The sequence below is a fragment of the Kribbella sp. NPDC000426 genome, assembly GCF_040300265.1.
Lineage (GTDB): Bacteria > Actinomycetota > Actinomycetes > Propionibacteriales > Kribbellaceae > Kribbella.
In genome coordinates this window covers 333310-353364 of sequence record NZ_JBEPDK010000009.1, presented here as the reverse complement: position 1 = coordinate 353364, position 20055 = coordinate 333310, and the positions used below count along the sequence as shown (strand labels likewise).

Annotated in this window: 17 protein-coding genes; 11 read left to right on the top strand and 6 right to left on the bottom strand. The window is 67.9% G+C overall.

Going from position 1 to position 20055, the window contains the following annotated elements; translation table 11 throughout:
• Nucleotides 1-36 precede the first annotated feature (36 nt).
• Both ABT313_RS38685 and ABT313_RS38680 read left to right on the top strand, forming a co-directional pair.
• Nucleotides 37-537 carry a hypothetical protein gene (locus ABT313_RS38685; RefSeq protein ID WP_350864698.1) on the top strand — a complete coding sequence of 167 codons (501 nt, stop codon included), beginning with the start codon at nt 37-39 and terminating at the stop codon, nt 535-537.
• Nucleotides 534-1484, top strand: coding sequence for an RNA polymerase subunit sigma-70 (locus ABT313_RS38680; protein WP_350864696.1), 951 nt, complete (start codon nt 534-536; stop codon nt 1482-1484). The genes ABT313_RS38685 and ABT313_RS38680 overlap by 4 nt, the downstream gene beginning before the upstream one ends.
• Here the strand turns inward: ABT313_RS38680 and ABT313_RS38675 are convergent, their stop codons facing one another.
• Nucleotides 1485-1676: a hypothetical protein gene (locus ABT313_RS38675; protein WP_350864693.1), complete on the bottom strand. Its 192-nt coding sequence runs from the start codon at nt 1674-1676 to the stop codon at nt 1485-1487.
• An 82-nt stretch (nt 1677-1758) separates the two neighbouring features.
• Nucleotides 1759-3414, bottom strand: a complete 1656-nt coding sequence (locus ABT313_RS38670) for a bifunctional 3'-5' exonuclease/DNA polymerase (protein ID WP_350864690.1) — start codon at nt 3412-3414, stop codon at nt 1759-1761.
• Nucleotides 3415-3538: 124 nt separating this feature from the next.
• Here ABT313_RS38670 and ABT313_RS38665 point away from each other — a divergent pair, with 124 nt between their 5' ends.
• From ABT313_RS38665 to ABT313_RS38625, 9 genes are all read left to right on the top strand, one after another.
• Nucleotides 3539-4894, top strand: a complete 1356-nt coding sequence (locus tag ABT313_RS38665; protein WP_350864687.1) for an aminotransferase-like domain-containing protein — start codon at nt 3539-3541, stop codon at nt 4892-4894.
• 72 nt (nt 4895-4966) lie between these two features.
• A complete protein-coding gene (gene pdxS / locus ABT313_RS38660) occupies nt 4967-5866 on the top strand; it encodes a pyridoxal 5'-phosphate synthase lyase subunit PdxS (protein WP_350864685.1) in 900 nt (299 codons plus the stop codon).
• A gap of 266 nt (nt 5867-6132) precedes the next feature.
• Nucleotides 6133-8634 (top strand): ATP-dependent helicase HrpB, encoded by a 2502-nt coding sequence (hrpB, locus tag ABT313_RS38655; RefSeq protein WP_350864682.1) that lies wholly within the window; start codon nt 6133-6135, stop codon nt 8632-8634.
• Nucleotides 8635-9036: 402 nt separating this feature from the next.
• Nucleotides 9037-10449, top strand: a complete 1413-nt coding sequence (gene ngcE / locus ABT313_RS38650) for an N-acetylglucosamine/diacetylchitobiose ABC transporter substrate-binding protein (protein ID WP_350864679.1) — start codon at nt 9037-9039, stop codon at nt 10447-10449.
• Nucleotides 10446-11441, top strand: coding sequence for a carbohydrate ABC transporter permease (locus ABT313_RS38645; RefSeq protein WP_350864676.1), 996 nt, complete (start codon nt 10446-10448; stop codon nt 11439-11441). The genes ngcE and ABT313_RS38645 overlap by 4 nt, the downstream gene beginning before the upstream one ends.
• Nucleotides 11438-12331, top strand: a complete 894-nt coding sequence (locus ABT313_RS38640) for a carbohydrate ABC transporter permease (RefSeq protein ID WP_350864673.1) — start codon at nt 11438-11440, stop codon at nt 12329-12331. The genes ABT313_RS38645 and ABT313_RS38640 overlap by 4 nt, the downstream gene beginning before the upstream one ends.
• Nucleotides 12332-12352: 21 nt before the next feature.
• Entirely contained in the window at nt 12353-12919 is a 567-nt protein-coding gene (locus ABT313_RS38635; RefSeq protein ID WP_350864670.1) for a DUF6891 domain-containing protein, read from the top strand.
• The gene (gene pdxT / locus ABT313_RS38630; RefSeq protein ID WP_350864667.1) at nt 12916-13521 is read left to right on the top strand and encodes a pyridoxal 5'-phosphate synthase glutaminase subunit PdxT; all 606 of its coding nucleotides are present in this window, start codon (nt 12916-12918) and stop codon (nt 13519-13521) included. Before ABT313_RS38635 ends, pdxT begins: the two co-directional genes overlap by 4 nt.
• A gap of 33 nt (nt 13522-13554) precedes the next feature.
• Nucleotides 13555-14316, top strand: a complete 762-nt coding sequence (locus tag ABT313_RS38625; RefSeq protein WP_350864663.1) for a YebC/PmpR family DNA-binding transcriptional regulator — start codon at nt 13555-13557, stop codon at nt 14314-14316.
• A 436-nt stretch (nt 14317-14752) separates the two neighbouring features.
• Here ABT313_RS38625 and ABT313_RS38620 read toward each other — a convergent pair whose 3' ends face one another.
• From ABT313_RS38620 to ABT313_RS38605, 4 genes are all read right to left on the bottom strand, one after another.
• Nucleotides 14753-15553 carry a hypothetical protein gene (locus ABT313_RS38620; RefSeq protein WP_350864660.1) on the bottom strand — a complete coding sequence of 267 codons (801 nt, stop codon included), beginning with the start codon at nt 15551-15553 and terminating at the stop codon, nt 14753-14755.
• 65 nt (nt 15554-15618) lie between these two features.
• Nucleotides 15619-18159, bottom strand: coding sequence for an exo-rhamnogalacturonan lyase family protein (locus ABT313_RS38615; protein ID WP_350864657.1), 2541 nt, complete (start codon nt 18157-18159; stop codon nt 15619-15621).
• Complete coding sequence (locus ABT313_RS38610; protein WP_350864654.1) at nt 18156-19043, bottom strand: carbohydrate ABC transporter permease; 888 nt, start codon at nt 19041-19043, stop codon at nt 18156-18158. The genes ABT313_RS38615 and ABT313_RS38610 overlap by 4 nt, the downstream gene beginning before the upstream one ends.
• 10 nt (nt 19044-19053) lie before the next feature.
• Nucleotides 19054-20052: an ABC transporter permease gene (locus ABT313_RS38605; RefSeq protein WP_350864651.1), complete on the bottom strand. Its 999-nt coding sequence runs from the start codon at nt 20050-20052 to the stop codon at nt 19054-19056.
• Nucleotides 20053-20055 lie beyond the last annotated feature (3 nt).

The following is a 20055-nucleotide window of genomic DNA, read 5'->3' as shown; positions in this document are numbered from 1 at the left end:
GCCGGACCGTCAGCGCTCCGTAATCGATGATCGAATATGCGCGTGGAGATCTCCTGGGTGCTGCTCGCAGTCGGCGCGTTGCTGCTGCTGTTCGGCGCCTATGCGAGCTGGACGGCCGGCCGGCTGGACCGGCTGCACCACCGGGTGGAGCTCGCGCGCGCGTCGCTGGAGACGGAGCTGGCGCGCCGGTCCGCGCTGGTGGCTGAACTGGCCGGAAGCGAGATCCTCGATCCGGCTTCGGCGTTGCTGTTGCTCGACGCGGCGCACCGGGCTCGCGCGGCGTCGCTCGACGTACTGGAGGTGCGTGAGCAGGCCGAGTCCGCGCTGACCCGCGCGATCCATGCCACCGGCACCGATATCGAGCCGTGGGCGGGCGAGTTGACGCTCGCGATGCGCCGGGTGCAACTTGCCCGGAGGTTCCACAACGACGTCGTAGTCTCGACGCGGGACCTGCGGCAGCGGCGGTTGGTGACCTGGTTCCGGCTCGCCGGTCATGCCCCGATGCCGGCCACGATCGAGCTCGAGGACGGGAAATGAGCAGCTTCGAGGAGGACGTCGAGCGCTACCGGCACGAGCTGCGCGTGCACTGCTACCGGATGCTCGGGTCGTACGACGAGGCCGAGGACCTGGTGCAGGAGACGTTCCTGCGGGCGTGGCGCGGGCTGGACGACTTCGAGGGCCGGTCGTCGGTCCGGGCCTGGCTGTACCGGATCGCGACCAACGCGTGCATCGACGTACGACGGCCGCGCCGTGTTCTCCCGTACCAGCTCGAGCCGGCCTCGTTCCCGTCGACCGCGCTTCCGGCGCGGGAGGACGTGGCCTGGCTGCAGCCGTTTCCCGACGTACTGCTGGATCGTGCGGAGGAGCCGGATGCGGTCGCGATCCGGCGGGAGACGATCGAGTTGGCGTTCCTGATCGCGATCCAGCAGCTGCCGGCGCGGCAACGCGCCGTACTGATCTTCCGCGACGTGCTGGGCTGGCCGGCGCGGGAGACAGCTGAGGCGGTCGACTTGTCGGTTGCTGCGGTGAACTCGGCGCTGCAACGGGCCCGGCCGGTGTTGCGCGAGCACCTGCCACCGCACCGATCGGAGTGGTCGGCTCCGGATGCGTCGGCGGACGAGCGAGAGTTGCTGCGGAAGTACATGGCTGCGTGGGAGGCCGTCGATCCCGGCGCGCTCGCAGCTCTGATGTACGAGGACATCCGGATCACGATGCCGCCGTACCCGTTCTGGTTCGAAGGCCGCGAGGATGCGGTGCGTTCGTTGATCCCGAACCTCACGCCGCAGTATCGCGGTCGGTGGCGTTTCCTGCCGACCACGGTGAACCGCCAACCCACCCTCGCGGCCTATCTCTTACCCCCGCGGATGACGTCCTATCAGCTGTTCGCCCTCGACATCTTCCGGATCGAGGACCGCCGAATAGCCGAAATTACCGCCTTCGAAACCACGAACCACAAACTTTACGGATTACCCGCGACGGTGTGATCAGACGCCGTTCTGGTTCTCGGTCTTGCGCTGACGGCCGGAGAAGTCGCCGACGACCTTGCCGCGGTGGTACACGCGGTTGTCGTCGCCGAGGTGCCCGGCCTGGGTCGCCTTCCTGGCCTGCTTGCCGCTGGTCTTGCCGCCGTTGGCGACAGCGTCGCGGGCCGCGTCCTTCTTCTTGCTGAATGGCATGAACGTTCTCCCTCTGTCAGTTGGACAGCGAATTGCGCAGACGCTATCGGTCCGGGGGAGTAATAGGTCGTTTGAAAAGTTGCTATTTGGCATCGGCGTAGATCTCGACCATGGCGGTCGTGAACGCGAAGTTGGTCGGCGTCGGGCCGAACGTCAGCGTGCCGGCCAGATTGCTCGCCTGCTGGATCGCGTCGGCGACCTGCTCGGCCTCGTCGGCCGGGCAGTGGACGATGACCTCGTCGTGCTGGAAGAACACCAGCTCGGCCTTCAACGGCGTCAGCGCTTGGCGCAATGCGGCGAGGAGCAGGAGAGCCCAGTCGGCCGCACTGCCTTGGACGACGAAGTTGCGGGTGAAGCGGCCGCGGGCCCTGGCGTGGCGTGGGTCGGTCGTGGGGACGTCCGCGGCCGGGCCTTCGAGAAGGGCGGCGTCGAGCGGATGCCCGGTAGGCGGGCAGGTGCGGCCGAGGTACGTGCGGACCAGGCGGCCCTCTTCGCCGGCGCGGGCGGCGTCGTCGACGTACGCGACTGCTTGGGGGAATCGCTTGCGGAGCATGGCGAGGTTCTTCAGGCCGTCGCCGGAGGTCTGGCCGTAGATGGCGCCGAGCACGGCGAGCTTGGCCTGCGCCCGATCGCCGGAGAACGCCTGGTCCGACACGGCTTTGTAGAGATCACCGGAATCGCTGGAGACCTCCATCAGCGCGCGGTCGCGGGAGATGGCGGCGAGGACGCGCGGCTCGAGCTGGGACGCGTCGGCGACGACGAGACGCCAGCCGGGATCGGCGACGACCGCGCGGCGGATCACCTTCGGGATCTGCAGACCGCCGCCGCCGTTGGTGATCCAGCGACCGGAGACCGTGCCGCCGGGAACGAAGCCGGGACGGAACCGGCCGTCGCGGACCCAGTCGTTCAGCCAGGACCAGCCGTTGGCGGTGTAGATCCGGTAGAGCTTCTTGTACTCGAGCAACGGCGCGACCGCCGGATGATCGATGTGCTCGATCTCCCACTTCCGTGTCGACTTCAGCTGATGGCCCGCCTGTTTGAAGGCCTTGAGCACGTCGGCCGGCAGCTCAGGCCGGACCCGATGTCCGAAGGCGGCTGAGATCTCGTCGGCCAGCTCGGTCAACCGACGGGGCTCGCCCGTGCCGCCGAAGCGCTCGCCGAGCAACTCGCTGAGGACGTCGCGATGGGCCTGCGCGCTCCATGGGAGCCCCGCGCGATCCATCTCGGCGGCGATCAGCATCGCCGACGATTCCGATGCCGTGAGCAACCGCATCCGGTCCGGGTGCTCGGCGAGGTCGTGTCGCCGGAGCTGATCGGCGTACACCCTGAGGAGGGCCTGGAACGCGATCGGCTCGGCGGAGATCTCGAACAGTGACGACTGCTCGCCCGGCACGACGGCGCGCATCGGCGGATCCGGCGGGACCGGCGCGCCGCTAAGTCTCGCCCACGCCGCGGCCGCGGAGCGTGGCTCGCCGAGACGGCCCTCGTGGCCGAGCAGCAGGCCTTCGGTGTTCTCGAGGTCGTAGCACCGCTCGACCCGGACCCCGGCGGCGAGCAGGCGGGGATAGATCTCGGCCGACGACCGCCACACCCACCGGGTGACCTGCGGCCGCGACGCAACGGCCGCGACCAGGTCGGGCTCGTGCCGGATCTCGCCGGCGGGCTGCCCGTCCGGATGCAGCGCGACCAGCGTCGCCCCGCCGCCGTCCTCAGGCGCGATCGCCCACCGTTCGTCCATACCCGAATCCTCACACCCCGCGCCGACAGTCCGGACCTTGAGCACCCACCGACCATCTCGAGCAGCTGGGAACGGTTGATGGGTGCTCAAAGAGCGATGAGGCCAGTGGTGGGATAGTGGACTTATGTGGCGTACGGGGGATCTGGAAGCTGCTGACGGGTCGAAGACCGAGCAGGTCGAGGGGCTGGTACTGCGGCGGATCGAGCGCGGCGACCTGTCGATCGGTTCGCGCCTGCCCTCGGAGCGCGTGCTCGCCGAGCGGCTCGGGGTGAGCCGGGTGACCGTCGTACGTGCCTTGGAGAACCTGCGGCGGGACGGCGTACTGGAGACCAAGCGGGGTTCGGGGACCGTGGTGCGGCCGCTGGACCGGTTGCTGGACCCGGTGGCGCCGGCGTCGACTGTGACGGCGGGGGACCAGCCCGTACTGGACCTGCGGTTCGCGACTACCGCAGCGCCCCATGACGTGGCCGAGGCAGCTGCCCAGATCGTCGAGGACGGGTTGCCGCAGGCGATGGGTGGAGATGGACCGCCGCCAGGTGGCTCGATCGAGCTCAGAGCAGCACTGGCGGAACGGCTGACCATCGAGGGTGTGCCGACAGAGCCGGAACAGCTCACGCTGACTGTGGGCGCAGCGGCCGGACTGAACGCCGCGTTGGCTGGACTGGACCTGGGACCGGGTGTCGCGATCACCGAGACCCCGACGTACCCGGCTGCCTTTGATCTGCTCCGGAAACACCGCCTGGATGTGGCCGGCTGGCCCGCCGGTGTCTGGGATACCGACCAGCTCGCTCACCTCTGCAGACGCCACCGTCCGAAGGTCATCTACCTGCAGGCTGACAACCACAACCCGACCGGGCTGAGCCTTCCGGCGGACCGCCGCCAGGCCGTGGTGGAGATAGCACGCCGGTACGGCGCTGCGCTGATCAGTGACGAGACCATGCGGCCGCTGTGGCTGGCCAGTGGGAAGCAGGCCGAGCCGCTGAGCCGCTACCCCCGGACTGTGAGCGTCGGGTCGTTGTCGAAGACGGTGTGGGGCGGACTGCGGGTCGGGTGGGTCCGGACCGGGAAGCAGCTCCGACGGCGCATCAACACGGCCGCCCAGCTCAGCGTGGCCTCGCCGAGTGCGCTGGACGACCTCCTGGCGCGGGCGCTCGTCCAGAAGCTCGACAAGGTGATCGGCCGACGGCGTACCCGTCTCCGCGCCAACCTGGCCGCACTGGAAACTGGACTGAAGACGCTGAACGGTGTGGCGTGGCCCACGCCGACCGGCGGTATGACGTTGTGGCTGGAGCTGACTGAGACCAGAGCACGCAGAGTGCTCGACGCAGCACGCGAACAGAACCTCCTGCTCGGCTCCGGCGACCTGTTCACGCCGGATGGCACCGACCGGCGCCACATCCGGATCCCGTTCACCGCGCCGCCCGCGACGCTGAGGCTGGTCGTCGCCCGGCTCGGCGATGCGCTGGCTCAGTCCACTTGATCTGAGGTGGACTGAAGATCGCTGCCGGAAACCTCCTAACCTGAAGACGAGCCCCACGACCAGGAGGAAGCAGTGAGCGAGAACGTGACCCCGCAGACCGGTACCGCGAAGGTGAAGCGCGGGATGGCCGAGATGCTCAAGGGCGGCGTGATCATGGACGTCGTCACCGCCGAGCAGGCCAAGATCGCCGAGGACGCCGGCGCGGTCGCGGTGATGGCGCTCGAGCGGGTCCCGGCCGACATCCGCGCCCAGGGCGGCGTGTCCCGGATGAGCGACCCGGACATGATCGACTCGATCATCGGCGCGGTCTCGATCCCGGTGATGGCCAAGGCCCGGATCGGTCACTTCGTCGAGGCGCAGGTACTGCAGAGCCTCGGTGTGGACTACATCGACGAGTCCGAGGTGCTCACCCCGGCCGACTACGCGAACCACATCGACAAGTGGCAGTTCACGGTGCCGTTCGTCTGCGGCGCGACCAACCTCGGCGAGGCGCTGCGCCGGATCACCGAGGGCGCGGCGATGATCCGCTCCAAGGGCGAGGCCGGCACCGGTGACGTGTCCAACGCGACCACCCACATGCGCCAGATCCGCCAGGAGATCCGCAAGCTGACCAGCCTCCCCGAGGACGAGCTGTACGTCGCCGCCAAGGAGCTGCAGGCGCCGTACGAGCTGGTGCGCGAGGTCGCCGCCGCGGGCAAGCTCCCGGTCGTGCTGTTCACCGCCGGCGGGATCGCCACCCCGGCTGACGCCGCGATGATGATGCAGCTCGGCGCCGAGGGCGTGTTCGTCGGCTCCGGCATCTTCAAGTCCGGCAACCCGGCCCAGCGCGCCGAGGCGATCGTCAAGGCCACCACGTTCCACGACGACCCCGACGTGATCGCCAAGGTCTCCCGCGGCCTGGGCGAGGCCATGGTCGGCATCAACGTCGACGAAATCCCCCAGCCCCACCGCCTCGCCGACCGCGGCTGGTAACACCCACCGGCTGGCTCCGGCCTCGGGCTCGTCGAGTCGTGGAGAGTGGTTCAAGAAATCTGCCGTGATCCACGACTCGGCGGACGGGGTCGGAACCGTTCGCCACGACTCGGGCGGGTTGTGGATGCTTCGCGCAGCCGAATCTCCGGCCGGCCGCCGAGGGCAGCCACCGCTCTGGATCTCTTCTTTTCTCTGTTCTTTATCTTCCTTGCTTCCTTCTTCGCCCTGGCACGGCGAGGCCTGGGGCGGTCGGTTAGCGTCGGGGTGTGTTGCTGCCTGAACTGTCCGTGCCGGGAGCGGATCTGCCGGTGCGGGCGGTTCTGCCCGCCGTGGTTGATGCGGTGGGTTCGCGCGGTACGGCGGTGCTGGTCGCGCCGCCGGGATCGGGGAAGACCTCGCTGTTGCCGCTCGCGCTGGCCGATGCGCTCGATGGCACGGTCATCGTCGCCGAGCCGCGCAGGATGGCGACCCGCGCGGCCGCGACCCGGCTGGCGACGCTCGTCGGCGAACCGCTCGGGCAGCGGATCGGGTACGCGATGCGCGGTGAGCGCAGCGGCGGCAAGGGGCTTCGCGTCGAGGTGGTGACGACCGGGCTGCTGGTACGGCGTCTGCAGCAGGACCCGGAGCTGCCGGGGGTCGCCGCGATCGTGATCGACGAGTGCCACGAGCGGCACCTCGATGCCGATCTGCTGCTCGCGTTCTGCCTCGATATCCGGGCGAATCTCCGGGAGGACCTGGCGCTCGTCGCGACCTCCGCGACAGCCGACACGAACAGGCTGAGTCGGGTCCTGAGCGCTGACGTTCCGGCACCGGTGATCACGGCGTCTGCTGCGCTGTTCGACGTCGCGGTCGAGTGGGTTCCGCCGCCGGTTGCGGTGCCGATGCTTCCCGGCGGGCGGGTCGACCCGCGGCTCCTGGATCACGTTGCGGATGTCGTACGGCGTGCGCTGGCCGAGGACGACGGCGACATTCTCGTGTTCGTTCCGGGTGAGGCTGAGATCAACGGGGTGGCACGGCGGTTGGCCGGGCTGAATGTGCTGCCGTTGTTCGGTCGCCAGTCGAGGGCTGAGCAGGATCGTGCGCTGGCGTTGTCCGGGACTCGCCGGATCGTTGTCACGACGTCGGTCGCGGAGAGTTCGCTGACGGTGCCCGGGGTCAGGGTCGTGGTGGACTCGGGGCTTGCCCGGGAGCCGCGGACCGATCAGTCCCGTGGCCTTGGTGCGTTGGTCACCTGTCGGGTTTCGAAGTCGTCGGCGGACCAGCGCGCGGGTCGGGCTGGGCGGGAGGCGCCTGGTCGGGTCTATCGGTGCTGGTCTGCCACCGATCACTCGCATCTCGACGATCATCCGGCGCCGGAGATCGCGATCGCTGATCTGGCCTCCTTCGCCCTCGACCTGGCGGCGTGGGGTGCGCCTGGCGGTGACGGACTGACGTTGCTCGATGCGCCGCCGGTGCCGGCGATGAGTGCTGCGACCGAATTGCTGCGCCGCCTCGAGGCCGTCGACGACGGCGGCCGGATCACCGAGCGCGGACGGCGGATGGTTGCGATCGGGGCGCATCCCCGGCTGGCTCGCGCGCTGCTGGACGGTACCCCGCGGGTCGGCGCCGACCGGGCCCGTGAGGTCGTCGCGATGCTGTCCGACGACTCCGGTCGAGACTTCGGCGACGACTTACCGGCCCGCTGGCGCTCCCTCCGCCGCGGCCAGGACCGCAGCGCAACAGCCCGCTGGCGAGAAGAAACAAAGCGCCTCGGCCGGACCACGCCCGCCGGCTCAGAAACAGATGGGGTGCCGGATGATCTGGCGGTTGGGGTTGTGGTGGGGCTGGCTTATCCGGATCGGATTGCGCGGGTTCGGGCGGCCGACTCCGCGACGTACCAGATGTCTGGTGGTACGGGTGCTGCGCTGGATCCGCAGTCGCCGTTGCGGACCACGCCCTGGCTGGCGATTGCGGTCGCCGACCGGGCGCCGGGTCGCGCCGACGCCAGGATTCGGTCCGCGGCGCCGATCGACGAGCAGACCGCGCGGGACATCGCCGGCGACCTCGTCTCGACGACCGACCAGATCCGCTGGGACGACGGCCGGATCGTGACGCGGCGCGTCGAGGCGTTCGGTGCGATCGTGCTCAACGACGTACCGCTGGCGAAGCCCGACCCGCTGCTCATCCAGGCGGCCGTCCGCGACGGCATCCGCCGCAGCGGTCTGTCCGTACTGCGCTGGTCGGAGTCGGCACGCGCCCTCCGGGAACGGCTCGCGTTCTGCCACGCCCACCTCGGGGCTCCGTGGCCCGCGGTCGACGACGCGGCGCTGCTGGCCGACCTCGACGAATGGCTCGGCAGCGAGCTCGCCGCAGTACGCAGTTCGCGCGATCTTGCCCACATCGAAGTGACCTCGGCCCTTAGGCGACTACTGCCATGGCCGGCCGCAACCCGCTTCGGCGAACTCGCACCGGAACGGCTCCAGGTCCCGTCAGGCTCCGAAGTACGACTCGTGTACGACGGAGCCGAGCCGCCGGTCCTCGCCGTGAAGCTCCAGGAGGTCTTCGGCTGGACCGACACGCCGGCTGTGGCGGACGGCCGGGTCCCGGTCGTCCTCCATCTGCTGTCGCCCGCCCGCCGCCCGGTCGCGATCACGAGCGACCTCGCGTCCTTCTGGAAACAGGGATATCCGCAGGTCCGGGCCGACCTGCGAGCCCGCTACCCGCGCCATCCGTGGCCGGAGGACCCCCTCACCGCGATCCCCACCAAGCGCGTGAAACCTCGCAACTGAACCGGATAACCCGGGGTTCAGTTGCCCGCGGCCCACAATGTAAGGACAAGTTCCGAGGTCACGAAATGGGATCGGATCCGGCGCGTCGGTCGCGGTCCCGGAGCAGGACGGCAAGCGTGGGGACGTGTGCTGTACAAGGGGTTCTGGGGTGGCGGGCCGCCGGTTGCGGGGTCTGGGACTCGCCGTCGTGAGGCTTGACGCCGCACGACTTTGGCAAAGACAATGCGTAATCACTTCGGGCGGTAGCACGTCGGAGTGCGCCCTGCCGCCATTATCGTGCGGCTGGACCGTGGGCAGCGAGCAGCGACGAGCGCTGGCCGGCCACGGGACGGGGGGATGTTCACCACAAGGGGCAGGTGTGATCAGCACCGTCGGGAATCTAGCGAGAAGAGGCAGGACCAAATGAGCGAGACCAGCAAGATCGGGCGACGGAGTCTCCTGCGGGGGAGCCTGGCGGCCGCCGCGGTGCTTCCCCTCAGTGGCGTGCTCGCCAGCTGCGCCGGCAGTGGCAGTGACAACAACAGCTCCCAGCAGGGCGGGACCAAGAGCTCGGACAACCCGTTCGGGATGGCGGACAAGTCCAGCGTCGACGCCGTGATCTTCAACGGCGGCTACGGCTACGACTACGTCCAGTTCGCGGCCGACATCGCGCAGAAGAAGCAGGCCGGCTCGACGTTCAAGGTCTCGCCGTCCACCCAGATCGCCCAGCAGCTGCAGCCGCGCTTCGTCGGCGGCAACCCGCCGGACCTGATCGACAACTCCGGCGCGAACCAGATCGGCTTCAACACGATCCTGGACCAGCTGTCGACGCTCGACGACGTCTTCGAGGCCAACAACTACGAGGGCACGAAGATCGCCGACACCCTGTACCCGGGCGCCAAGAACCCCGGTACGTTCGACGGCAAGTTCGTCGCGATGAACTACGTGCTGACCCTGTACGGCATCTGGTACTCCGACAGCCTGTTCAAGGCGAACGGCTGGGAGCCGCCGAAGACGTACGACGGCCTGCTCGACCTCGGCGCCAAGGCCAAGGCCAAGGGCAAGTACCTGTTCGTCTGGGGCAAGGAAGCCGCCACCTACTACCACACGATGGCCGTCGACGGCGCCATCAAGGAGGGTGGCGACGAGGTCCGGCTGGCGCTGGAGAACCTCAAGGAGAACTGCTGGTCGATGCCGCAGTTCCAGGGCATCTTCAAGGCCCTGGAGACCATGGTCAAGAACGGGTACTTCGTGCCCGGCGGCGCCGGTACCCAGTTCACCGCCGCGCAGGCGAAGTGGAGCAACGACCAGCAGGCCATCCTCTACCCCTCGGGCTCGTGGATCGAGAACGAGATGAAGAAGGCCACCAAGGCGGGCTTCGACATGAAGGGCGTCCCGGAGCCGACCCTGACCGAGAGCCCGAAGCTCCCGTACGAGTCGCTGCGTTCCGCGGCTGGTGAGCCGTTCATCGTCCCGGCCAAGGGCAAGAACGTTGCCGGCGGCAAGGAGCTGCTGCGGGCCATGCTGTCCAAGGACGCGGCGACCAACTTCGCCAAGACCCGGCTCGCGCCGACGATCGTCAAGGGCCTGGTGCCCGCCGACGGCTTCGGCTCGACCGCGCTGCAGTCGCAGACCGCGATGCTGGATGCCGCCGGCACCAACGTCTTCGACTACCAGGTGTTCGGCCTGTACGGCATGAACACCGACCAGCTGGTGGTCTGGAACTCGTTCCTGTCCGGCCAGCTGGACGCGGCCGGCCTGACCAAGGGCCTGCAGCAGATCACCGACAAGGTGCGCAACGACAGCTCCGTCAAGAAGATCCCGGTCACCAAGTGACCACGACGCAAGAGGCTGTGCCGGGAGGCGGACCCAAGCGGTCCGTCACCCGGCGCCGCCGGCCACTCACTTTCGACCGCGTCAGCTTCATGGTCGTGTTCCTCGGCGTGCCGCTGGTGGTGTTCGTGGTCTTCGTGGTCTCGCCGTTCGTACAGGCGCTGTACTACTCGCTGACCGACTGGTCCGGCTTCAGCGCGGGGCAGAACTTCATCGGCTTCGACAACTACGTGAAGCTGTTCCACGACGACATCTTCCTGAAGGCCGTCCGCAACAACATCGAGCTCGCGATCGTCGTGCCGATCGTGACGATCGTGCTGGCGCTGACGCTGGCCACGCTGGTGACGATCGGCGGCTCGGGCACCGGGACCGTCCGCGGGCTGCGCAACTCCGGCTACTACCGGATCGTCTCGTTCTTCCCGTACGTGATCCCCGCGATCGTGATCGGCCTGATCTGGGCCCAGGTGTTCACGCCGGGCTCGGGCATCCTGGACGCCGTACTGTCGAAGATCGGTTTGCACCAGTTCGAGAACTACGCCTGGCTCGGTGACGCGCGGACCGCGATGCCGGCCTCGATGTTCGTGATGATCTGGGGCTTCGTCGGCTTCTACATGGTGCTGTTCATCGCCGCCATCCGGGGGATCGACCCCGAGGTGTTCGAGGCGGCCCGGATCGACGGCGCCGGCCGGTTCCGTACGGCGGTGTCCATCACCGTGCCGCTGATCCGCGACAACGTGCAGACGGCCTACATCTACCTCGGGATCGCCGCCCTCGACGCCTTCGTCTACATGCAGGCGCTGAACCCCGGCGGCGGGCCGCAGAACTCGACCCTGGTCATGCCCCAGCAGCTGTTCACCACTGCCTTCACCAAGGGGCAGTTCGGGTACTCGACCGCGATGGGCGTGGTCCTGGCCGCGGTGACGATGCTGTTCGCGCTCCTGGTCTTCGTCGTGAACGCCCTGACCGGCGGACGTGAGCGGAAGGTACGCCGATGACAACCACCACCGCCGACCGGGCCGACCTGGTCGACGATTCCCGCGCACCCGGCCATGGGACCCGGGAGGGCAAGGGCGTCGCCGCGACCGCCCACATCGCGCTGATCCTGTGGTCGCTGCTGGTGATCCTCCCGCTGCTGTGGACGCTGCTGTCCTCGTTCAAGTCGACGCAGGAGGTCCTGGGCAACCCGCTGACGCTGCCGCACAAGCTGCGGTTCGAGAACTACGCCAACGCCTGGACGACGGCCGGCATCGGTCGCTACTTCGCGAACACCGTGATCGTCGTGGGCTGCGCACTGGTGCTGGTGATGATCCTCGGCGCGATGTGTGCGTACGTGCTGGCCAGGTTCACGTTCCCCGGTAACCGGCTGATCTACTACTCGATGCTGGCCGGACTCACGTTCCCGGTCTTCCTGGCGATCGTGCCGCTGTTCTTCACGCTGAAGAACTTCGGCCTGCTCAACACCCTGCCCGGGCTGATCATCACCTACGTCGCGTTCGCGCTGCCGTTCACCGTCTTCTTCCTGCACAGCTTCTTCAAGGCGCTGCCGGGAGAGGTCTACGAGGCCGCGCAGATCGACGGGGCGGGGGAGTGGCGCACGTTCTTCTCGGTCATGCTGCCGATGGCGAGGCCCGGGATGGCGTCGGTCGCGATCTTCAACTTCCTGGGGTTGTGGAACCAGTTCCTGCTCCCGGTGGCGCTGAACACCGACTCGAAGAACTACGTGCTCTCGCAGGGCATGGCGTCGTTCGCGTCGCAGGCCGGTTACGCAGTGGACTTCGGTGCACTGTTCGCGGCCGTGGTCATCACGGTGGCGCCGGTGCTGGTCGTCTACATCATCTTCCAGCGGCAGTTGCAGGTCTCGGTCACCGCCGGAGGCGTGAAGTAGCGCCTGAACTACCCTTGAGCAGTGACAAGCAACTTGCAGTCGGTGGACGAACGGACCGCCCGGGAGCTGCGTGGCCTCGCCCGCGTCCTGGTGCGGTCCGGGTACGCCGACCACGCCGCCATCACGGCCGCGCTGACGGAGGCGGTCCGGGAGGACGCGCCCTCGATGGACGCCGGCGCACTGGTCCCGCTGCTGATCGGTGAGGCCGTGATGGACCTGAACACCGACGCCGCCGGCTGGCCGGAGCGCACCGACCCGGACCGGCTGGACGCCGTACTCGCGGAGCTCGAACAGCTGGGCGTGGTGGTGGTCCGGTACACAGCGGACCACCACGAAGCCCGGGCGGCGCTGGAGGCCGCGGATCGCCCGCAGGGTCTGGTGTTCTTCACCGACACCGACGTATGGCACGCGGTCGACTTCGGCATGCTCGAGCTGAAGCTCTGGCATCCCGACACCGCCAACGTGGCCCCTGGCGAGCCGCTGCTGGACGACGTACTCGAGCTTCTGCACCGCAACGACCTGCCCGCCGTCTTCGACGAGGGCCGGATCGAGGTCACGCTCAACTGGCAACGGAGGGTGACGCTATGACGGCCATCGGCGTGTTCGCCCTGCAGGGCAACGTCCGCGAGCACCTCGCGATGCTGACCGAGGTCGGTGTCGAGGCGCGCCCGGTGCGGCGTCCGTCGGAGCTGGAGCAGGTCGACGCGATGGTGCTGCCCGGCGGCGAGTCGACCACCATGTACAAGCTGGCGCGGACGTTCGAGCTGTTCGAGCCGTTGCAGAAGCGGATCGCGGACGGGATGCCGGTGTTCGGCACCTGCGCCGGGATGATCATGCTCGCGGACCGGATCACCGGCGGGATCGAGGGTCAGGAGACGCTCGGCGGGCTCGACGTGACGGTCCGCCGGAACGCGTTCGGGCGGCAGGTCGACTCGTTCGAGGCCGATCTCGAGTTCCCCGGTCTGGGAGCGGACTTCGACACGCCGTACCACGCCGTATTCATCCGGGCACCGTGGGTGGAGCGGGTCGGACCGGACGTAGAGGTACTCTCGACGGTGAGGTCGGGCCCTGCCACAGGTAGGATCGTCGCGGTCCGCCACGACCGGCTGCTCGCCACGTCGTTCCATCCGGAGATGACCGGGGACGCGCGGCTGCACGGCTACTTCGCCGAGCTGGTCCGGGCCCACTGAGTCGTTGTTGTAGGTAGAAGGGTTGGTTTCGCCATGTCAGGCCACTCCAAGTGGGCCACCACGAAGCACAAGAAGGCCGTCATCGACGCGAAGCGCGGCAAGCTCTTCGCGAAGTTGATCAAGAACATCGAGGTGGCCGCCCGGATGGGCGGCGGCGACCCTGGCGGGAACCCGACCCTGTACGACGCCATCCAGAAGGCGAAGAAGTCCTCGGTCCCGAACGACAACATCGACCGCGCCGTCAAGCGCGGATCCGGTGCGGAAGCCGGCGGCGCGGAGTACCAGACGATCATGTACGAGGGCTACGGCCCGAACGGCGTGGCGATGCTGGTCGAGTGTCTGACCGACAACCGGAACCGGGCCGCCGCGGACGTCCGGACGGCGATGACCCGCAACGGCGGCTCGCTCGCCGACCCGAACTCGGTCGCGTACATGTTCAACCGCAAGGGCGTCATCGTCGTCGCCAAGGAGCAGGACGGGAAGTCGCTGTCCGAGGACGACGTGATGGAGGCCGTGCTCGAGGCCGGCGCCGACGAGGTCAACGACCTCGGCGAGTCCTGGGAGGTCGTCACCGAGGCCACCGACCTGGTCGCGGCCCGGACCGCCCTGCAGGACGCCGGGATCGACTACGACTCCGCCGACGTCCAGTTCGTCCCGTCGATGACGGTCGAGCTCGACGCCGACGGCGCCGCGAAGATCTTCCGCCTGATCGACGCGCTCGAGGACAGCGACGACGTACAGAACGTCTACGCCAACTTCGACGTATCGGACGAGATCATGGCCGAGGTCGGCTGACCCGCAGCGCCTAAAGGACACCGCTCCGCGGCGGCTGTCCTACTGCCGCCTTCGGCGGGTTGCGCGGACCGTCGTCTGGCGCGACCGTCCCCGGCGGGAGTTCACGCCCGTCACCCGGGAAAGGACGCTGCTTCGCGGCGGCTGTTCTGTTGCCGCCTTCGGCGGGGCGGACCGTGTTCTGGCGCGATCGTCTCCGGAGGGGGCTCGCCCGTCAGCCGGGAGAGGTCGCCGCTGCGCGGCGGCTGTTCTATAGCCGCCTTCGGCGGGTGCGCGGGCCGTCTTGTGCCGCGACCGTGCCCGGCGGGAGTTCACGCCCGTCACCCGGAATGGGCGCCGCTGCGCGGCGGATGTTCTGCGGGCCGCTTCGGCGGTGTGCCGAGTGACGTCTCGCGCGGCCGGCTTCGACGAGAGCGTGGCCGGGGTCGGGTGGTGCCGGTTACATGCCGAGGGCCTTTCCGTCGATTACCTGAGTCGCCGGAGGGGCCTTCGGTGTTGTGACTTGGTTGTACTCGCTGAAGCTGAGCGCGTCGGTGCCGGACTCGAGCCGGACCGGGCGCGCGGTGGCGGTGTCGACCCAGAGCGTGCCGTCACCGTCCCCGAGGCCGATCGAGGGTACGCCGTCGACGGTCTTCGGCGCGGTCTTCTTGAGCGTGCCGCTGGGCTCGAACAGCGTGTCGAAGAACTCGGCCTTGCTGGCGAACAGCGCGAAGTTGCCGAGGTCCTTGTCGCTCATCGTGGTCCGGATCCAGCGGCCGGCGATCAGCCCGACGATGGCGTCCGCCTCGGCCTTCGACTTGGTCTGCGACTGCCAGAACTTGTTGCTCATCTTCAGGTACGCCGTCTTGCCGATCACCATCACCGACATGCCGCCGTCGCTGGTCGTGATCGACCCCTGACCGCCGGTCTTGGTGACGCGTACGTCGAGGACCATCCGCTCCTTGCCGTCGGAGACGGCGCCCTTCATCCGGACGCTGGTGGCGGCCTTCGCGGCAGCCTGCGTCTTGGTGAGGATCTTGGCCGCCGACAGACCGGCGATACTCTGCTCCGTCGGCACGGGGATCGACGGCTTCTCGAGGACTGCTGTCGGTGTGGTTGGTGCTGTGGAAGTCGGCGTTGCTGCCGGCGTGGGCGTCGGCGTGCTCTCCAGCGCGTCGTCATTCGCAGCCTTAGGCCCGCCGCATCCTGCGACGAAGGCCATCAGTGCGATGGCACCCACAGCTGACCGATTCTTCAGCATCCTGCTCTCCCCCCAACGACGGCACAGATACCAGGGAGATGCGCGCCAGACCGGAAAAGTTGCTGCTACGTGCGATGTTCCGGGATCAGCGCGAGGTTCTGCATGGCTGCGAGCGCGTACTGCGCGGCGCCGTTCGTGCTGATGAACGCCGCCTCGTCGACCGGCATCAGGGCCCCGTGGACCGCGGTTGTCCACCATTCCGCCTCACGCTGCATCGCGTTCCGGTTGAGCTGATCGCCCTCGTCCACGAAGAACTTCCGCCACGCGAGACGGGCCAGCTCAGTGTCGCCGGTGCGCGCCGCGGCGTACGCCGCCAGCCTGCTGTGAGCCTGCACGAGTGAGATGCCCTGCAGGGGTTGCCCGACCTCCGCGGTCTGCTCCTCGGGCGTCAGCAGGTACAGCCGGCAGTAGTCGAGCCATGCCTTCTCGAACCCGGGTACGTCGAGGTCCAGGTCGATCAGCTCCGAACAGATCTCGGGCAGGCCGAACAGCGAGGACAGGTGCGAGACCGCGATACCGCGCCGACTGGTGTCGAACCGGCCGGTGGACAGGTCGAACCGCGCATTGCCGGTCAGGAATCCGAAGTGCAGCGCCGCGATGTCGGTCATCGTTCCGACCAGCCGCGCCCGCGCCCGCTCGTCGCCGTGCCGCTCCCACCTCGTCAGCCAGGCCGCCGCGAGCGCGCCCCAGTCCACACCCAGTTCGATCGAGAGCGCATGTGGGTCGGGGGAGTAGACATCGGGCCGGACCTTGCGCTGTGGATCGACTCTGAGGAACGCCTCGTCGATGGTGGCCAGCTCGTCCAGCAGGTCACCGGTCCGCTCGTCCGCGGTCAGGTAGTAGTAGAAGCGCCGGTAGATCGCGCTGGAGATCCGCACCTGCTTGCAGCTGCAGCCCCAGTGCTGCACGTTGTGCCGCGACCCGAGCCCCTTCCAGCGGCCCAGATGATGTACGTCGACCTCGCCGGTGTGCCGTGTCATCGCCTCCGCGAACCGGAACACGTCCGCCCGGCCGGTGCGCAGGTACTGGTACCAGAGCCAGAGATCCGGTGACAGCTCCGAGTTGTCCCACGCGTACCCGCCGACGTCGTACCGCCACGTGTGCCGGTCGCGGTCGTAGGTGTGCATGACGTCGCCGTAGTCCCAGAAGCCGTACCAGCGTCGTTGCTCGCGCTGGCCGACGTAGTACTGGAAGAGGAAGTTCAGCCGGGCCTCGATGTCCTGGTGGTCGGCGGTGGGCAGACTCCAGGTGCCGAAGACGCCTGCCTCCAGCATCCTGGCGGGGGAGACAGTCAGCAGACCGGGGGAGTCCAGCAGCGCGACGTGTTCTGTCAGTTCGTCTGCTGATGGTGTGGTGTCGTGGACGCGCAGGCTGAGCTCGTGTGTGCGGGCGACGCCTTGAGCGTTGCCGAAGCCTGGCTCGTAGTCCTCATAGGTGACTTCGAGCCCTTCGAGTTGTTCGGGGTACGTGTCCTGGTCCATGCCGTCGTGCCAGTAGCGCACGTCCATCGCCGGTGCGCTGGGCGACCACATCCACACGGTGGCGGTGGCGAGGTCGGTGGCTGCGTTTCGGATGTCGAGCCGTGTCGGGTGCAGCTTCCAGAAGTCGCGGAGTCCGAATCCCAGTCCGCCGCTGACGCCGCCGACGTACCCGTAGCCGGGCGCTCTGGTCCCGGACGGGATGGTGACCCAGCCCTGGCCCGGACCGGTGCGTTTGCGCAGGGTGAAGCCGTCGGCGCTGCTCTGGTCGAGGGTGTAGTCGTTCCACTGCGGGATGAGGCGCAGCCGGTCGGCCACCTCCGGGTTGGGGATCTCCTGGATGGCGCGACCAGCTACTTGGGCTTGTCTGACCGCTTCGCCCGGATCGCGGCGTAGACCTGTCAGCCCGCGGACTGCCTCGGTCAGGAAGCCGGCCGGACCGGCCAGGCGGATGTGCCGGTTGTGGGGCTCGTCGCGCATCACCACGTCGGCGGCGAGCCCCAGGCCGGCCAGGAAGTCGCGGTCCGGGTCGCCGTCCCAGATGAAGCTGTGCACGATCCGTACGTCGGCTGCGCCCGCGTAGAAGTAGAGCCGCACCGAGAACGGCAGCCAGTCGCCGTGCTTGCCGTCCAGCCTGACGACCGCGCGCACGGGGCCGTCCTGCTCGACAACAAGATTGTCAACAATCGCCGTGGTCTGTTGTCGACAATGCTGCAGATCGTCATCCGGGGTGTCCTGGCGCAGGCTGATCAGGCGGACGTCGCGGACGGTCTCCTGCCCGCCGTAGTTGATCGAGGCAATCAACCCCGGCGGCTTCAGTACCCACGTGATCTCGCCCGTCGACACGCGAACTTCGCCGTCGGCCTGCTCAACCTGCACCGGGCGACTGGGCTGCGTCGACTCACCGACAACCAGTTCGTACGACGCCTCCGGCCGCTCGGCCGGGCCGATCGCGTGGGCGGACCACTTGACCGAGCCGTCCGGCCAGGTCGCGGTCGTCCAACTCTGCACCGGCGTACCGTCCGCCAGCGCGAAATCAGTGCCCTCGGCAACGGTACCGCGGGGCCATGGAACTCCCCAGGAGGTGCCTTGTCTACAAGGGGTTTCGAGCCATTGCAGCGTGGTCATTCCTTCACCGACCCTATCAGGACGCCCTTGGCGAAATGCTTCTGCAGGAAGGGGTAGAAGAACAGGATCGGCAGCGTCGCGACCACCACGACCGCGAACTTCAGACCCTGCTCCGGAAAGGTCACCGTCTCCAATTGCTGCAGTACGTTCGCCGAGTCCGCGTTGGCCGCGGTGAGTTGGCGGACGATCATCTGCAACGTCCATTTCTTGTTGTCGTCGATGTACAGCAACGGCGACATGTAGTCGTTCCAGATCCCGACTGCGTAGAAGAGCGAGAACGTCGCGATGATCGGCTTCGACAACGGCAGCACGATGCGCAGGAACACGTTCAGCTCGTTGCATCCGTCGATCCGGGCCGCCTCCTCGAGCGCCTCCGGCAGTTCCTGGAAGAAGCTCTTCACCACGATCAGGTAGAACGGGTTGATCGCCAGCGGCAGGATCAGGGCCCAGTAGCTGTCGAGCAGCCCGAGATCGCGCACCACCAGGTACGTCGGGATCATGCCGCCGCTGAACACCAGCGTGAAGATCACCAGGTTCAGCACGAGCGCCCGCCCCGGCAGGAACCGCTTCGCCAGCGGGTACGCCATCGTCAGCGTGAGCAGGAGCTGGACGACGGTGCCGACCGCGGTCACGCCGATCGTGGTCAGCAACGCCCGGACGAACGTGTCGGTCGAGAAGATGTACTGGTACGTGTCGGTGACGAATCGCTTCGGCCACAGGAAGAACGGCCGCGAACTGATCTCCGACTCGGTCGCGAACGACCCGGCGAGCACGTAGACCAACGGGAGCACCGTGACGATCGCCAGCCCGCTGAGGAAGACCACGTTCAGCACATCGAAAACGCGGCTGCCGACCGAGTCGTAGTACCGCACTCCTTGCTTCATCGGTACCCCCTCAGAACAATCCGCGCTGGCCGAGGCGCTTGGCCAGGAAGTTCGAGCCGAAGATCAGGATCACGCCGACCACGCCCTTGAACAGGCCGACCGCGGTCGCGTAGCTGAAGGCGCCCTGGGTGATGCCGATGTAGTAGACGAACGTGTCGAACACGTCCGCGACATCGCGGTTCAGCGAGGTGGTCATCAGCCAGATCTGCTCGAACCCGGAGTCCATCAGATGCCCGGACGTCAGGATCGCCATCACCACGATCGTCGGCCGGATCGCCGGCAGCGTGATGTGCCAGAACTGCCGCCACCGGCCGGCGCCGTCGACTCTTGCCGCCTCGTACAGCTGCGAGTCCACGCCGGCCAACGCGGCCAGGTAGATGATCGTGCCCCAGCCGGTCTGCTTCCACAGCAACTGCAGCACGATCAGCGGCCGGAACCACTCGGCCTGCGCCACGTAGTCGGTCTTCTGCCCGCCGAGGATGCTGTGGATCCAGTTCGCGATCACGCCGAAGTCCACCGAGAACAGCAGGTACGTCAGCGAAGCGACGATTGTCCACGATAGGAAATGTGGAATGTAGACAAGCGACTGCACCGACCGCTTCAGCACGTTGACCCGCAGCTCGTTCAGCAGCAGGGCGACGATGATCGGCGCCGGGAAGACGAAGAGGATTGTCAACAATGCGAGCAGCAGAGTGTTGAACATCAACCGCCCGAAGTCCGGCCCGGTGAACAGCTCGTGGAAGTGCTTCAGCCCGACCCACTCGCTCCCGGAGTACCCGAGGAACGGCACGTAGTCCTTGAACGCGATCGTCAGGCCGTACATCGGCAGGTACTTGAACACCACGAAGTACGCGAGCCCGGGCAGCAGCAACAGGTACAACCAGCGGTAGCGGAGCAGGTCCCGCCACAGCGGCTGACCGCGGGTACGGCGTTTGCGCTTCGGGGCGGGCGCCTGCCGCGACGACCCCGCGGCAGGCTGCACCACCTCTGGCACCAGATCGGTGGCCATGTC